This window comes from Mesorhizobium sp. B2-1-3 (assembly GCF_006442495.1).
In the GTDB taxonomy this organism is placed as follows: Bacteria; Pseudomonadota; Alphaproteobacteria; order Rhizobiales; family Rhizobiaceae; genus Mesorhizobium.
The window spans coordinates 21,645-36,915 of the sequence record NZ_VFWL01000021.1; the positions used below are offsets into that span (position 1 = coordinate 21,645).

Below are 15,271 nucleotides of genomic sequence, written 5' to 3' on the forward strand. Positions count from 1 at the left end.
CGCGGCGGGGGCCTGCGCTCGGAAAACCGGGTTGGCGGTTGTGGCGGCGCCGGAAAAGCGCCGTTTTCCATTTCGGACGGCCCGTATTCCACATTGGGCGGCGGCCGGTCCCAGAAACGCCGGGCATCGAGCGGGCGCGGAATGACGACGGTGCCGTCATAGCTGCGCGAACAGCCGCTGCCGAAAAGCAGCGCCGCGCTCAGCAAGCAAGGCACAATCCGTCCAAACATCAGCAACACCCCAATATTGGCTTATAGCGCGGCTTCGATCCGGCCGACAACCGGGCGCAATGGCGCAGGCCAGGGCCCGTCCGGTGCGCAACGGCTTGTTAAGGTTAGCGGATCGTTAATGCTTCTCGGGCACATTCCGCCGACGAACCGCGGAGGGAGGGTTCGGCCTTGGATTCGGGGTGGGGACGGCATGGCTGAAGCGAACGAGACAGCCGACGTGCGCGGCGAGCGCGGGTCGGGCGAAATGGCGGTGAACGACGCGGCTTCGTTCACCGCAGGCATGGATTTGGCCATGCTACGCCAGCTGGTCGAAACGGGCTCGGACTGGATCTGGGAGACCGACGCCGAGCTGCGCTTTTCCTGGCTTTCGCACAACTATCAGGCGGTCACGGGCATCGACCCGGCCGCTGTGCTTGGCCGCTTCCGGTTCGATTTCCTGAAGCAGGTCCTGAACGGCAACCGCAGCGCGGCAATGCATCTGGAGGATCTGCAGGCACATCGGCCGTTCCGTGACTTTGTCTACGAACTGAAGGGAGGTCGCGCCGATTGCCGCTGGGTGCTGACCTCAGGCTTTCCACGCTTCGATGACGAGGGGAAATTCGCCGGCTATCGTGGCATTGGACGCAATGTCACGGGATTGGCCGTCGCCTTCGAAGAACTGGAGCAGAAGCAGCAAGGAGAGGCGTCTTCGGGAGGCCTTCCCGACCTTCGCACGATGGTCGATTCGATGCCGATCGGGATCATGGTCCTCGACGCCGACCTGCGCGCCGAAGTGATCAACCAGGCCTTCTACAATTTGTGGAAAATCGATCCCCAGCGCGCCGGGATCGGCTCGGGCTTCCGCGAGTTGATGGAGGCCAGCCGCGCCGCCGATTCCTACGGCGCCGACGACGTTGCCTGGCAGCGTCATACCGCCGAGCGCGAGGCCGAGATCAGGGCCGGCGTCGCCGGCTCGAGACAATTGCCGCGCAATGACGGGCGTACCCTAGTTGCATCGCTGGCCCCGCTGGCCGGCGGCAAGCGGCTCATCTCCTATGTCGATGTCACCGACATGAAGGATCGCGAGGCCGAGCTGGCCGACGCGCTGGAAAAGGCGCGACTGGCGGAAGCGGTGATCAACGGCGTCAAGGATCCGATCTTCGTCAAGGACGACGATCTGCGCTTCGTCTTCGTCAACGAAGCGTTTGCGGGCCTGTTCGGCCAGACGCCGCAAACCATGCTTGGCAAGCCCGGCGGCAATTTTCTCGCGCCCGCCGAGGTCGCGCTGTTCGAGGAAAGCGAGCGCGCGGTGCTGGCGACCGGGCGGCCTTACGAGGTGGAGGAAAGTTTCCAGGTCGACGGCGTCAACCGCTCGCGCGTCGTCAGGAAGAACCGCGTTAGAATGGCAAGCGGCCGCAACTACGTGGCCGGCTTCCTCTTCGACGTCTCGGACATGAAGGGCCGTGAGACCGAGGCGCAGGACGCCCGCAAACACCTGGCCAGCGTGCTGGAATCGCTGCCGGCCGCCGTGATCATCTACGACCGCGACGACAATTTCGTTTTCGCCAACCGCAAGATGCAGGACACGCTGCCGGCGCTGAAGCCGGCGTGGCAGCCCGGCCGCACCTTCCGCGACGCGCTGGCACTCGGTCATTCGGCCGGCTATTTCCGCTCGAGCGGCGATCCGCAGGTCGATGCGCTCTATGATGGCGATCTCGATCCCTGGCTGAACAGCATCCTCGCCCGCTACCACCTGCCATACTCATCCTTCGAACGTCTCAATCCCGACGGTCGCTGGTACCAGGTCTACGACATGCGCACCGACGACGGCACGTTCATCGGCGTGCGTGTCGATATCTCCGAGATCAAGAGCCGCGAAAAGGCGCTGCACGATTCGATGCGGCAGATCGACCTGTTCCGGCACGTGCTGGACGAACTGCCCGTGGCCGCCTTCATCAAGGCGCAGGACCTCAGCATCGAGTTCGTCAACAAGGCCTGGTGCGCGATCACCGGGCTCGCCAAGGAAGACGTTATCGGCCGCACCGATCGGCAGCTGTTCGGCGACGGAGATGGAGAAAGCTACAGCCTGGACGATACCGAGGTTGCCCTCACGGGCAGCGTCAGGGAGGTCGAGGAGCCCGTCACCCATCGCGACGGCACGGTGCGGCAGTTGATGACGCGGAAGAGCCGGCTGGTGGCGCTGGACGGATCGGTGCATCTGGTCGGCTCCAGCACCGACATCACCGAGGTCAAGGCGCGCGAGCGGGCGCTGGAAGAAAGCATGCGCGAGAACGAGGTGTTCCGCAGCCTGATCGACAACGTGCCGGTGTCGATCTATGCCAAACGCTCCGATCTCAGGCAATTCTACGTCAACAAGGGCTGGTGCGATCTCACCGGCTTCAGCAAGCAGGACGCGATCGGCAAGACCGATATCGAAATTTTCGGGCCCGACGGCGAAGCCTTCGTCAATGGCGACCTCGCGGTGCTGCGCAGCGGCGAAACCCAGGAGGTCGAGGAGACGGTGATGCTCCCGGACGGCAGCGTGCGCCACCAGTTCGCCCGCAAGGGCGCGATGATCGCGTCCGACGGGTCGCTCTACCTGATCGGGTCGACCACCGACATCACCGAATTGAAGCTGCGCGAGGCGGAACTGCGCGAGGCGCGCCAGCGCGCCATACTTGCCGACCGCGCCAAGTCGGAATTCCTCGCCAATATGAGCCATGAGATTCGCACCCCGATGAACGGCGTGCTGGGCATGGCCGAACTCCTGGCCAAATCCGATCTCGATCCGAAGCAGAAGACCTTCACCGACATCATCGTCAAATCGGGCAACGCGCTGCTCACCATCATCAACGATATCCTGGATTTCTCCAAGATCGATGCCGGCCAGTTGGTGCTCGATCCCGCCCCCTTCAATCTCGCCGAGGCGATCGAGGACGTGGCGACGCTGGTGTCGACGCGGGCCAAGGAAAAGGACCTCGAGCTCATCGTGCGCATCGAGCCTGGGCTCGAAAGCCTGTTCATCGGCGATGTCGGCCGCATCCGGCAGATCGTCACCAACCTGCTCGGCAATGCGGTGAAGTTCACCGAAGAAGGCCATGTGCTCGTCGACGTCACCGGCGAAAGTGTGCCGGACGGAACCAGGCTGACGATCTCGGTCACCGACACCGGGATCGGCATCCCTGAGGAAAAGCTGAAACAGGTGTTCGAGAAATTCAGCCAGGTCGACACCTCCTCGACGAGGCGGCATGAGGGCACTGGGCTCGGGCTCGCGATCACCTCGCGGCTGGTCGAATTGATGGGCGGCGACATCGGCGTGGAAAGCGCCGAAGGCAAGGGGTCGACCTTCTGGTTCACGGTCACGCTGCCCAGGGCCGGACAACAGAACGCGCAGCGCATCATGCCGGTGGACGTGACCGGCGCGCGGGTGCTGATCGTCGACGACAATGCCGTCAACCGCGCCATCCTGACCGAGCAGATGACGTCATGGACCTTCGATTCCTGCGCGGCCGAGAGCGGCGCCGAGGGACTGAAAGTGCTGATCGCGGCCGCCGCCTACGGCGTGCCGGTCGATTGCGTCGTGCTCGATTATCAGATGCCCGAGATGAGCGGCGCCGAGATGGCAGGTGTCGTGCGCAACACCGCCGGGCTTGCCGACACGCCGATCATCATGCTGACCTCCGTCGACCAGTCGCTGGCCAACACCAGTTACCGCGATCTCGGCATTGATGCCCAACTCATCAAGCCCGCACGCTCCTCGGTGCTCCTGGAAACGCTGGTCGCCACCATCCAGCGGCATCGCCACGCCACGGATGTCGCCCGGCCGCTTGCTGTCGAGGGAGGCGGCGGGAACAATCCGCAGTCACCGCCACCGGCGGCAGGGCAACGCGCGTTGCTGCAGCCGCCGCCGGTCAGGCCTCGGCTTGCCGCGACTGGCGGCGAGCAGCGGCTGGACATCCTCGTGGCCGAGGACAATGAGGTCAACCAGATGGTCTTCACCCAGATCCTCGGCGAGACCGGCTACGGTTTCGAGATCGTCGGCAATGGCCGCAAGGCGCTGGACGCTTTCGGCAGGCTCAATCCGTGCATGATCCTGATGGACGTCTCGATGCCGGAGATGAACGGGCTCGAGGCAACCGCCGCCATCCGCCGGCTGGAAGAGGAAACCGGCACGCATGTGCCGATCGTCGGGGTCACCGCGCATGCGCTCAAGGGCGATCGCGAACGCTGCCTGGACGCCGGCATGGATGATTATCTGCCCAAGCCGATCAGCCCCAGGGCCCTGCTCGAAAAGGTCGAGCGCTGGGTCGGCGCTGGTCGCCAGGCCCGGCGCAACGCGGGATAGACTTTGCGCCTTCGGCCGGATTGCGGCGAGAATCACCCGGGGCCGGCTGCAGCCCTTCGAGCAAGACTATGGTGCGATCGCACCATATCAAAGCCGGCGTCCAGCCGGGACAATGACGGCATCGAATTTCCGCTCTCTTCTAGTTACGGGCGGGAGCAGCGACCGCCAGTATGAAGCAGCGTCAATCTACCCCAACGGACCTGTTTTTGGCGATGGCCCGGCCAAGACATCCTCTGGCCTCGAGCAACGCGCTCCCGTCCGGCTTTTCTTCGATCAGCGATCCATGCCGAATCCGATGGCTGTTTGGGTGGCCGGATAGCGCAAGTCCCTGATTCCCGAAGGCAAACCGGCGCCATGCCGCAGCCGCTAATCGCCATCGCCTTTCCAGGCGCCGGCGACGCGTTACCGGGCTGACACGAAACTGTCATGCGACTGTTATAATCGAACGCTATTGGCCTCAGCGGGCGCTGGCAAGGAATGGCGCCGAGAGACCATCTTCCGAACAGGAGCAGGCCATATGAGACATTTCATCCGCTCGGCGGCCGTTGCGATCGCAATGGCTGCGGCGTCCACCCTCACCCTTTCCGCGGCAATGGCAGCTGACATCTCCGGTGCCGGCGCCACCTTCCCTTACCCGATCTATGCGAAGTGGGCCGATGCCTACAAGAAGGAGACCGGCATCGGTCTCAACTACCAGTCGATCGGCTCGGGCGGCGGCATCAAGCAGATCAAAGCCAAGACCGTCACCTTCGGCGCTTCCGATGCGCCGCTGAAGGGCGAGGATCTCGAATCCACCGGACTTGCACAGTTCCCGATGGTGATGGGCGGCATCGTTCCGGTCGTCAATCTCGAAGGCATCAAGCCGGGCGAACTGGTGCTCGACGGCCCGACGCTGGCCGATATCTTCGTCGGCAAGATCACCAACTGGAATGACGCGGCGATCGCCAAGCTCAATCCCGACGTCAAGCTTCCCGACCAGGCGATCGCCGTCGTGCATCGCTCCGACGGTTCGGGCACCACGTTCAACTTCAGCTACTACCTGGCCGACGTCAGCGCCGACTGGAAGTCGAAGGTCGGCGTCAACACCGCGCTCGAATGGCCGGTTGGCATCGGCGCCAAGGGCAATGAAGGCGTCGCCAACAACGTCTCGCAGACCGGTGGCTCGATCGGCTATGTCGAATACGCCTACGCCAAGCAGAACAAGTTGACCTATGCCGACATGATCAACAAGGACGGCAAGAAGGTCGAGCCGACGGCGGCGGCGTTCTCGGCGGCGGCGGCCAATGCCGACTGGAGCTCGCAGCCTGGTTATGGCGTCATCCTGGCCAACCAGCCGGGCGCCGAATCCTGGCCGATGACGTCGGCGACCTGGATCCTGGTCTACAAGAAGCCCGGCGACGTGGCGGCGACCGGTGAAGCGCTCAAGTTCTTCGCCTGGTCCTACGCGAAGGGCGACGACATGGCCGGGGCGCTGGACTACGTTCCGATCCCCGACGCGGTCGTCAAGAGCGTCGAGGACATGTGGGCCAAGGACATCGTCGGCGAAGACGGCAAGCCGCTCTATTCCGCCATGTAATCCCTGCTGAACGAGGAGGGCGCTTCACGGCGCCCTCCCTGTCTTCCTTGAAACGCGAGGGCCAGATGACCGCCGTCTCCGAAGCCATGCCATCGTCGGCCGCCATGCGGGCCAGGGAAGCGACGGTCCGACGCTTCGCGCTCACCGATACGATTTTCCGGACGGCGACACGCTTTTCCGCCATCCTCGTCCTGCTCATCCTCGGCGGCGTGGCGATTTCGCTGTTTGCCGGCTCGTGGGAAGCGCTGTCGAAATTCGGGTTCTCCTTCCTGACGACCGAATCGTGGAACCCGGTCACCGAGAATTTCGGAGCGCTGGCCCCGATCTACGGAACCATCGTCACCGCCGCCATCGCCATCCTGATCGCCGTTCCCATCGGCATCGGCATCGCCATCTTCCTTACCGAACTCTGCCCGCGGCCACTCCGGCGCCCCATCGGCATCGCCGTCGAGCTGCTTGCCGGCATACCCTCCATCATCTACGGCATCTGGGGCCTGTTCGTGTTCGCGCCGTTCCTGCAGACGACGGTGCAGCCCTTCATCATCAAGCTTTTCCACGACGTGCCGGGACTCTCCAGCCTGTTTGCCGGCCCGCCCTACGGCATCGGCCTTCTGACCTCGGCGCTGATCCTTGCCATCATGGTCCTGCCCTTCATCACCTCGATCACCAAGGATGTCTTCGACACGGTGCCGGCGGTGCTGAAGGAATCGGCCTACGGCATCGGCTGCACGACCTGGGAGGTCACGCGCCGCGTCGTCATCCCCTATACCCGCGTCGGCATCATGGGCGGCGTCATGCTCGGCCTCGGCCGCGCGCTCGGCGAAACCATGGCGGTAACCTTCGTCATCGGCAACGCCCACCGCATCAGCGGCTCGCTGTTCGCGCCCGGCACGACGATCTCGGCGACCATCGCCAACGAGTTCACCGAAGCCGACGGCGATCTCTATACGTCTTCGCTGGTGGCGCTCGGCCTGATCCTGTTCGTCATCACTTTCCTGATCCTTGCCCTTGCGCGCTACATGCTGCTGCGCATGGACAGCCGCACGGGAGCCTGACCGATGTCGACGGCCACATCGCTTCACAATCGACGCAAGCGCAGGAATGCCGTGATGATGACGCTATGCGTCACGGCGGCGGGCATCGGCCTGGCCTGGCTGGCGCTCATCCTCGGCGCACTGCTCTATAAGGGCCTGTCGGGTGTTTCGCTCTCTGTGTTCACCGAAATGACACCGCCGCCCGGCGATGCCGGCGGCCTGCTCAATGCCATCTACGGCAGTATCATGATGACAGTCATCGCCGTCATCGTCGGCACGCCGATCGGTGTCCTCGCTGGGACCTACATGGCCGAATATGGCCGCTTCTCGCGCCTCACCACCGTCGTGCGCTTCATCAACGACATCCTGCTGTCGGCACCCTCGATCATCGTCGGCCTGTTCGTCTACGAGCTGCTGGTGCGGCCGATGGGACATTTCTCGGCGATCGCCGGTGCCGTCGCACTGGCCATCCTGGTCATCCCGGTCGTCGTTCGCACCACCGAGGACATGCTCAACCTGGTGCCGAACGCCTTGCGCGAGGCCGGCGCCGCGATCGGCGCGCCGCGCTGGGTGGTCATCCGCTCGGTCGCCTACCGTGCGGCGCTGTCGGGCATCGTCACAGGCATATTGCTGGCCATCGCCCGCATTTCCGGCGAGACGGCGCCGCTGCTCTTCACGGCGCTCAACAACCAGTTCTGGTCGAGTAATCTCAATGCGCCGATGGCCAGCCTGCCCGTCACCATCTTCCAGTTCGCTCTCAGCCCCTACGAGGAATGGCAGCAGCTGGCGTGGACCGGCGCACTCATAATCACCCTTACGGTTCTCGGGCTGAGCATCTTCGCCCGCAGCCTTACCGGACGCAGAGAGGACAGATGAAACCGATGTTGTCCACCGAGTTGAATACGCCCGAAGTCGCGGTCGAGAAAGCCAAGATCGAGGTCAAGGGCCTCAATTTCTACTATGGCCAGTCGAAGGCGCTGAAGGATATCAGCCTGTCGCTGCCCGAGCGCAGCGTCACCGCCTTCATCGGGCCTTCGGGCTGCGGGAAGTCGACGCTGCTGCGCGTCTTCAACCGCATCTACGAGCTTTACCCGAGGCAGAGCGCCGAGGGCCAGGTGCTGCTCGACGGCCAGAATATCCTCGACCGTTCGCAGGATCTCAACCTGCTCAGGACCAAGATCGGCATGGTGTTCCAGAAGCCGACGCCGTTCCCGATGTCGATCTACGAGAACATCGCCTTCGGCGTCAGGCTCTATGAGAAGCTCAGCAAGGCGGAGATGGACGGCCGTGTCGAGCAGGCGCTGAAGCGCGCGGCACTGTGGAGCGAGGTCAAGGACAAGCTCAACGCCAGCGGCCTCAGCCTTTCGGGCGGCCAGCAGCAGCGCCTCTGCATCGCCCGCACGGTGGCGGTGAAGCCGGAGGTCATCCTGCTCGACGAGCCTGCCTCGGCGCTCGATCCGCTGTCGACCGCCAAGATCGAGGAGCTGATCGACGAGTTGCAGGCCGATTATACGATCGTCATCGTCACCCACAACATGCAGCAGGCGGCGCGCGTGTCGAAGCAGACCGCCTTCATGTATCTGGGCGAGCTGGTCGAGTTCGACCGCACCGAGAAGATCTTCACGTCGCCCCGCGAGAAGCGCACGCAGGACTATATCACCGGCCGCTTCGGCTGATCCCAGGCATACGAGGACCAAGATCATGGCCGAACACACAGTCGCAGCCTTTGACGAAGATCTCGGACAGATCAGCAGGCTGATCCGCGACATGGGCGATCTCGCCTCATCGATGGTCGGCGGCGCGACCAAGGCGCTCCTGAATTCCGACAACGCGCTCGCCCAGCGCGTCGTCTCCGACGACGCGATCATGGATGCGCGCCAGCGCGAACTCGACGACCGCGCCATCACCCTGATCGCCAAGCGGCAGCCCATGGCGGACGATCTGCGCCATGTCGTCGGCTCGATCCGCATGGCGGGCGATCTCGAACGCATCGGCGATCTCGCCAAGAACATCGCCAAGCGCGTCGGCACCGTCGGCCTTGCCGCCACGCCGCGCGACCTGTCGCACTCCATCGACGCCATGGCGCAGCTTGTGCTGATCCAGGTCCAAGGCGTGATCGAGGAGTATGCGGCGCGCGATGCCGCGGCACTTGCCAAGCTGCGCGCCGACGATGAACGCATCGACGTCAAATACACGTCGGTCTTCCGCGAGCTGCTGACCTACATGATGGAGGATCCGCGCAACATCACCGCCTGCACGCATCTTTTGTTCTGCGCCAAGAATCTCGAGCGCATCGGCGATCACGTGACCAACATTGCCGAAAATGCCTATTATGTGCTGACCGGCACGCAATTGCCCGCCAATCGCCCAAAGCAGGACGAGACGGCGATGTCGGCGCCAGCGGCTTGACGGCAGGGGTGACCAGTCGATGATCGCGCCACGCATCATGGTGGTGGAGGACGAGGAGCCGCTGGGTGTGCTGCTCCGTTACAATCTGGAATCGGAGGGTTATCAGGTAGAGGTGGTGACGCGCGGCGACGAAGCCGAGATCCGCTTGCAGGAGAATGTCCCTGACCTTCTTGTGCTCGACTGGATGGTGCCGGCGGTGTCCGGCATCGAGCTCTGCCGCCGTCTCCGCATGCGGCCCGAGACCGAGCGGCTGCCGATCATCATGCTGACGGCGCGCGGCGAGGAAAGCGACCGGGTGCGCGGTCTCTCCACCGGCGCCGACGACTATCTGGTCAAGCCGTTCTCAACGCCGGAATTCATGGCACGCGTCAAGGCGCTGCTGCGCCGCGCCAAGCCCGAAGTTCTGTCCAGCGTGCTCAAGGTCGGCGACATCGTGCTCGACCGTGAATCGCACCGGGTCTACCGCAAGAAAAGCGAGATCCGGCTCGGGCCGACCGAGTTCCGCCTGCTCGAATTCATGATGCGACATCCCGGCCGCGTGTTCTCGCGCAGCCAACTGCTCGACAATGTCTGGGGCGAAACGATCTATATCGACGAGCGCACCGTGGACGTGCATGTCGGCCGGCTGCGCAAGGCGGTCAACAATGGCCGCATGCCTGACGTGATCCGCACCATTCGGGGCGCGGGGTATGCGATTCGCGAAGACTAGGGATATGTCACGCAACGTTCTCGCCCACGCCTGATTTCGCCTGTGCCCCCGGCGCGAAAATCTCCTGGTCGACGAAGGTCAGCGCGCGCATGGCGCAGCCCTCGCGGATCAGTGGCAGTTCGTTCGGCTCGGTGTCGAAGGAAATCGATTTCGAGTGCTGGCCGCCGGCGGTCTGGGCAATGGCCTCGCGCAGAGCCGGCTCGATCAGGTCGAAGGCGGCGGCGCTGACGCCGACCATGGCGACCGGCGCCGGATCGATCAGCGCGAACAGGCTGCCAAGGCCGTAACCCAGCGCCTCGCCGGCCTTGCGGTAGGCTTCGCGCTCCGGCCCGTCCTTTTCGCGCGCCGAGGCCGCCAGGGTGCGCATGTCGGCGTCGCTGACGTCGACGGGCTCGGTGTCCTCGCCAAGCTGCCTCGCGTTGCGCCAGATGGCATAGTTGCCGGCATAGGCCTCGACGCAGCCGCGCCGCCCGCAGCGGCAGAGCGCCCCGCCGGGGCGATGGATCATGTGGCCGAACTCGCCTCCGGATGAATGGGTGCCGGTGAACAGTTCACCCTTCAGCACCAAGCCCATGCCGATGCCGTGCGACAAAAGGATGGCGATGAAGTCGTCGCGGTAGCGCTGGGGATCGCGCCAGCGCAGCGCCACCGCCATCATGTTGCAATCGTTCTCCATGGTGGCGGGAATGCCGAACTCGGCCTCCAGTATGTCGGCGAAGGCGATGTCGGTCTGCGGCGTGATCGGCGACCACAGCATGGTGCGCGCATCCGTGTCGGTGATGCCCTGGATCGCCAGCGCGATACGGGCGATGCTGCCGACGTCGAGGTCGGGATCCTCGAACCGCCGCCTGACGATGGCCACGCATTCGCCGATCAGCGCCTCGCGCGACAGGGTGAGCGTGTCCAGCCGGCGCTGCTCTTCAGATATCACCTGGCCGGCATAGTCGATGACGGCGACGGAGAGAAAATTCAGCGACAGCACCACGGTCATCACCGCCGCGGCTTCAGGGTTGAGGCTGAGGCCGACCTGCGGCCGGCCGCGTTTCAGCGCACCGGCCTCGCTCGGCTTGCTCTGCGCCAGGATGCCTTCGCCAATCAGGTCGGAGGAGATCGCCGATATGGTGGAATGGCTGAGCCCGGTGGTCGCGGCAATCTCGGTGCGCGAGGGCTGCCCGGCACGGCGCACGGCCGCGATCACCATCGCCCGGTTGCGTCGGCGCAAATCGTCGTGGCGGATTCCGACCGACATGTTTCTCGCATCCTCCCCGTCGCCGCGTTCTCTCCCCAGGATCCCGACGACCGTCAAATACTGGCAGAACCGGCCTTGGCTGTCATTATTTATTCCGGAGCTCGAAAAAAATTCACGAGGACATCAAAATACATCAGAATCGACGTTGACAGCGTTCCGACGATGGACCAGTGTTTTTTCGAGGCTCGAAAAAATAGAGCCTTTGTGCCGGCCTACGGGCCTGTTTGGTCGCGCCATACGCGGCGCAGGGAGGATTAAGATGAAGAGATTCACAGCCGCCATCCTGGCGGGTGTCGCCATGTCGCTGACGCTCGCGTCGGTCGCGCAGGCGAAGGACAAGGTCATCGGCGTTTCCTGGTCGAACTTCCAGGAAGAGCGCTGGAAGACCGACGAGGCCGCCATGAAGAAGGCGATCGAAGCCGCCGGCGACAAGTATATTTCCGCCGACGCCCAGTCCAATCCCGGCAAGCAGCTCACCGACGTCGAGAGCCTGATCTCCCAGGGCGCCAATTCGCTGATCATCCTGGCGCAGGACGCCTCCGCCATCGGCCCGGCGGTGCAGAAGGCGCTCGACGAAGGCATTCCGGTCGTCGGCTATGACCGCCTGATCGAGAACAAGGACGTCTTCTATCTGACCTTCGACAACAAGGAAGTCGGCCGCATGCAGGCCCGCGAAGTGTTCAAGGTGAAGCCGGAAGGCAACTACGTCTTCATCAAGGGCTCGGGTGCCGATCCGAATGCCGATTTCCTGTTCTCGGGCTCCATGGAAGTGCTCAAGGACGCCATCGACAGCGGCAAGATCAAGAATGTCGGCGAAGCCTATACGGATGGCTGGCTGCCGGCCAACGCGCAGAAGAACATGGAGCAGTTCCTGACCGCCAACGACAACAAGGTCGACGCGGTGGTCGCGGCCAATGACGGCACTGCCGGCGGCGTCGTCGCGGCGCTGACGGCTCAAGGCCTGGCCGGTACCGTTCCGGTCTCGGGCCAGGACGGCGACCACGCGGCGCTGAACCGCATCGCGCTCGGCACGCAGACCGTGTCGGTGTGGAAGGACGCGCGTGAACTCGGCAAGAATGCCGCCGAGATCGCCTCGCAGCTGGCCGACGGCAAGAAGATGACCGATATCGCCGGCGTCAAGGACTTCACAACGCCCGGTGGGAACACCGTCAAATCGCTGTTCCTGACCCCGGTTGCGATCACCAAGGACAATCTCAACGTCGTCATCGACGCCGGCTGGATCAAGAAAGACGAGGTCTGTGCCGGCGTCGCGGCGGGCAGCGTAGCGGCCTGCAACTGATCTTCCATTTCATGCGATGAACGCCGCGGCTGCCAAGCCGCGGCGTTTTTTCAAGAAGATTTGTTTTTCCGCCCCGGGCGGGTAACTTCTAGGCTGGCTTCCGGCATCCCGCATCGGACGGGCAGGCCGGTGGGAGAAAATCATGACCGATACGACGTCCAACCCGCAGGCCGACACCGCGCGTGCGTCGGAACTCGGCGCCGTCGCCCGGTTCCTTAAGGCGACCGAGATCGACACGCGCATGCTCGGCATGATCGGCGCGCTGCTGCTGATCTGGATCGGGTTGCATGTCTTGTCCAGCCTGCGTCTCGGCGTCAATCCGCTCGATTTCGACAGCCGTACCTTTCTCACGCCGCGCAATCTGTGGAACCTGTCGGTGCAGACCTCGGCCGTCGCCATCATGGCCTGCGGCATGGTGCTGGTCATCGTCATGCGCAATATCGATCTGTCCGTCGGTTCCGCCGAAGGGTTGATCGGCATGGTCATGGGCTTCGCCCAGGTGCATTTCCTAGTGCGCTTCGTCGGGCTTGAGCTTGGCAACCCATGGATCTGGGTGCTGGCGCTGGTCATCGGCCTGGTGCTCGGTCTGTTGATCGGCGCCTTCCAGGGCTTTGTCATCGCCTATCTCGAAGTGCCGGCCTTTATCGTGACGCTGGGCGGGCTTCTGGTCTGGCGCGGTGCGGCATGGTGGGTTACCAGCGGCCAGACGGTGGCGCCGCTCAACGCGACGTTCCAGCTGATGGGCGGCGGCCCGGCCGGATCGATCGGCGCGACCTGGAGCTGGGTGGTCGGTATCGCCGCCTGCCTTGCGGTGGTGCTTGCGCTGTTCAACGGGCGGGTACAGCGCAAGCGCTTCCGTTTCCCGCTGCGTCCGATCTGGGCCGAGACGCTGATCGGCGTGCTGACCTGCGCCGTCATCATGGGCGCGGTTTGGCTGGCCAATTCCTATCCGTGGCCAGTCGGCATCGTGAACAGATATGCAGCCGCGAACAACATAACCGTGCCCGAGGGCGGCCTGTTCATCGCCCACGGCATCGCCATACCGGTGCTGATGGCCATCGCCGTCGGGCTGGTCATGACCTTCATCACCAAACGCACCCGTTTTGGTCGCTATGTCTTTGCCATTGGCGGCAATCCGGAAGCAGCCAACCTCGCCGGCATCAATACACGCTGGATCACGATGAAAGTGTTCATGATCATGGGCGTGCTGGCCACGATCGCCGCCGCGATCTCGTCAGCCCGGCAGAACTCGGCCACCAACGTGCTCGGAACGCTCGATGAATTGCTGGTGATCGCGGCGGCCGTCATCGGCGGCACATCGCTCGCCGGCGGTTCGGGAACAATCATCGGCGCCATGCTGGGCGCGCTTTTGATGCAGTCGCTGCAATCCGGCATGGTGCTGCTTGGCGTCGACTCGCCGCTGCAGAGCATCGTCGTCGGCGCCGTGCTGGTCATCGCGGTGTGGCTCGACACCGTCTATCGCAAACGCGTTTGAGGGAGGAGGACAATCATGGCTGACAGGATCGCTCCCGCCGGCAACCCGCTGGTCGACATGCGCAACATCTCAATCGCGTTCGGCGGCATTCGCGCCGTCGACGATGCCTCGATCGATCTTTTCCCCGGCGAGGTCGTGGCCCTGCTCGGCCATAACGGCGCCGGCAAGTCGACACTGATCAAGATCCTGTCGGGCGCCTACAAGCGTGACGCGGGCCAAATCTTCGTCAACGGCGAAGAGGCTTCGATCTCCAACCCGCGCGATGCCAAGAAATACGGCATCGAGACGATCTACCAGACCCTGGCGCTCGCCGACAATGTCGACGCCGCCGCCAACCTGTTCCTCGGCCGCGAGCTGAGGACCGCCTGGGGCACGCTCGATGATGTCGCCATGGAGGCCGAGGCGCGCAAGGTGATGGGCAGGCTCAATCCCCGCTTCCAGCGCTTCAAGGAGCCGGTGATCAAGCTGTCGGGCGGACAGCGGCAGTCGGTGGCGATCGCACGCGCGATCCTGTTCAACGCCCGCATCCTGATCATGGACGAGCCGACGGCAGCACTTGGACCGCAGGAAACGGCCCAGGTCGGGGAACTGGTCAGGCAGCTCAAGTCCGACGGCATCGGCATCTTCCTGATCAGCCATGACATTCACGACGTATTCGAACTGGCCGACCGGGTGTGCGTCATGAAAAACGGCCAGGTCGTCGGCACTGCCCGCACCACCGATGTGACCCAGGACGAGGTGCTGGGCATGATCATCCTGGGCAAATGTCCGCCTGGCGCCATTCCCGGACCAGGCGCGTTGAAGATCGCTGCCTGAAGCCTGCTGGCCTGAGCCCGTTACCGATCTGCCGATCAGGTGATATGCCAGCCGGCGGGATGGCTTGGCCTTGCCATTGTGTTGACCGGGCGACTTGCCCATAAAGGGCTCACATGCTGATAGGCCGCA

At 63.9% G+C, this 15,271-nt stretch carries 11 protein-coding genes; 10 read left to right on the plus strand and 1 reads right to left on the minus strand.

The genetic code is table 11. The features are described 5' to 3' along the window. Positions 1-420 precede the first annotated feature (420 nt). From FJ973_RS26610 to phoB, 7 genes are all read left to right on the plus strand, one after another. A complete protein-coding gene (locus FJ973_RS26610) occupies positions 421-4,554 on the plus strand; it encodes a PAS domain-containing protein (RefSeq protein WP_181170961.1) in 4,134 nt (1,377 codons plus the stop codon). A 517-nt stretch (positions 4,555-5,071) separates the two neighbouring features. Beyond that, positions 5,072-6,130, plus strand: coding sequence for a phosphate ABC transporter substrate-binding protein PstS (gene pstS, locus FJ973_RS26615; RefSeq protein WP_140517885.1), 1,059 nt, complete (start codon positions 5,072-5,074; stop codon positions 6,128-6,130). A gap of 65 nt (positions 6,131-6,195) precedes the next feature. Then, positions 6,196-7,185, plus strand: coding sequence for a phosphate ABC transporter permease subunit PstC (gene pstC, locus FJ973_RS26620; RefSeq protein WP_140558429.1), 990 nt, complete (start codon positions 6,196-6,198; stop codon positions 7,183-7,185). Positions 7,186-7,188: 3 nt separating this feature from the next. Next, entirely contained in the window at positions 7,189-8,040 is an 852-nt protein-coding gene (gene pstA / locus FJ973_RS26625; RefSeq protein WP_140500572.1) for a phosphate ABC transporter permease PstA, read from the plus strand. Continuing rightward, entirely contained in the window at positions 8,037-8,840 is an 804-nt protein-coding gene (pstB, locus tag FJ973_RS26630; RefSeq protein ID WP_140500574.1) for a phosphate ABC transporter ATP-binding protein PstB, read from the plus strand. The genes pstA and pstB overlap by 4 nt, the downstream gene beginning before the upstream one ends. Before the next feature lie 25 nt (positions 8,841-8,865). After that, on the plus strand, positions 8,866-9,573 hold the full coding sequence (gene phoU, locus FJ973_RS26635) for a phosphate signaling complex protein PhoU (RefSeq protein ID WP_140500575.1): 708 nt from the start codon (positions 8,866-8,868) through the stop codon (positions 9,571-9,573). 19 nt (positions 9,574-9,592) lie between these two features. Next, on the plus strand, positions 9,593-10,282 hold the full coding sequence (gene phoB / locus FJ973_RS26640; protein ID WP_010911896.1) for a phosphate regulon transcriptional regulator PhoB: 690 nt from the start codon (positions 9,593-9,595) through the stop codon (positions 10,280-10,282). 7 nt (positions 10,283-10,289) lie between these two features. Here phoB and FJ973_RS26645 read toward each other — a convergent pair whose 3' ends face one another. After that, complete coding sequence (locus FJ973_RS26645; RefSeq protein ID WP_140500577.1) at positions 10,290-11,531, minus strand: ROK family protein; 1,242 nt, start codon at positions 11,529-11,531, stop codon at positions 10,290-10,292. Between the two features lie 259 nt (positions 11,532-11,790). On the opposite strand from FJ973_RS26645, the gene xylF reads away from it, so the two are divergent. The 3 genes from xylF to FJ973_RS26660 all read left to right on the plus strand — a co-directional run bounded on the left by xylF (position 11,791) and on the right by FJ973_RS26660 (position 15,142). After that, positions 11,791-12,831, plus strand: coding sequence for a D-xylose ABC transporter substrate-binding protein (gene xylF / locus FJ973_RS26650; protein ID WP_140500579.1), 1,041 nt, complete (start codon positions 11,791-11,793; stop codon positions 12,829-12,831). 142 nt (positions 12,832-12,973) lie between these two features. Next, positions 12,974-14,326: a sugar ABC transporter permease gene (locus FJ973_RS26655; RefSeq protein ID WP_140500580.1), complete on the plus strand. Its 1,353-nt coding sequence runs from the start codon at positions 12,974-12,976 to the stop codon at positions 14,324-14,326. Between the two features lie 15 nt (positions 14,327-14,341). Then, complete coding sequence (locus FJ973_RS26660; RefSeq protein WP_140500582.1) at positions 14,342-15,142, plus strand: ATP-binding cassette domain-containing protein; 801 nt, start codon at positions 14,342-14,344, stop codon at positions 15,140-15,142. The last annotated feature ends 129 nt before the right edge of the window (positions 15,143-15,271 follow it).

What these genes read in the sequence shown, in the direction of transcription:
- FJ973_RS26610 (WP_181170961.1), top strand. Translation starts at nt 421, where the DNA reads ATGGCTGAAGCGAACGAGACAGCCGACGTGCGCGGCGAGCGCGGGTCG.
- pstS (WP_140517885.1), top strand. Translation starts at nt 5,072, where the DNA reads ATGAGACATTTCATCCGCTCGGCGGCCGTTGCGATCGCAATGGCTGCG.
- pstC (WP_140558429.1), top strand. Translation starts at nt 6,196, where the DNA reads ATGACCGCCGTCTCCGAAGCCATGCCATCGTCGGCCGCCATGCGGGCC.
- pstA (WP_140500572.1), top strand. Translation starts at nt 7,189, where the DNA reads ATGTCGACGGCCACATCGCTTCACAATCGACGCAAGCGCAGGAATGCC.
- pstB (WP_140500574.1), top strand. Translation starts at nt 8,037, where the DNA reads ATGAAACCGATGTTGTCCACCGAGTTGAATACGCCCGAAGTCGCGGTC.
- phoU (WP_140500575.1), top strand. Translation starts at nt 8,866, where the DNA reads ATGGCCGAACACACAGTCGCAGCCTTTGACGAAGATCTCGGACAGATC.
- phoB (WP_010911896.1), top strand. Translation starts at nt 9,593, where the DNA reads ATGATCGCGCCACGCATCATGGTGGTGGAGGACGAGGAGCCGCTGGGT.
- FJ973_RS26645 (WP_140500577.1), bottom strand. Translation starts at nt 11,531, where the DNA reads ATGTCGGTCGGAATCCGCCACGACGATTTGCGCCGACGCAACCGGGCG.
- xylF (WP_140500579.1), top strand. Translation starts at nt 11,791, where the DNA reads ATGAAGAGATTCACAGCCGCCATCCTGGCGGGTGTCGCCATGTCGCTG.
- FJ973_RS26655 (WP_140500580.1), top strand. Translation starts at nt 12,974, where the DNA reads ATGACCGATACGACGTCCAACCCGCAGGCCGACACCGCGCGTGCGTCG.
- FJ973_RS26660 (WP_140500582.1), top strand. Translation starts at nt 14,342, where the DNA reads ATGGCTGACAGGATCGCTCCCGCCGGCAACCCGCTGGTCGACATGCGC.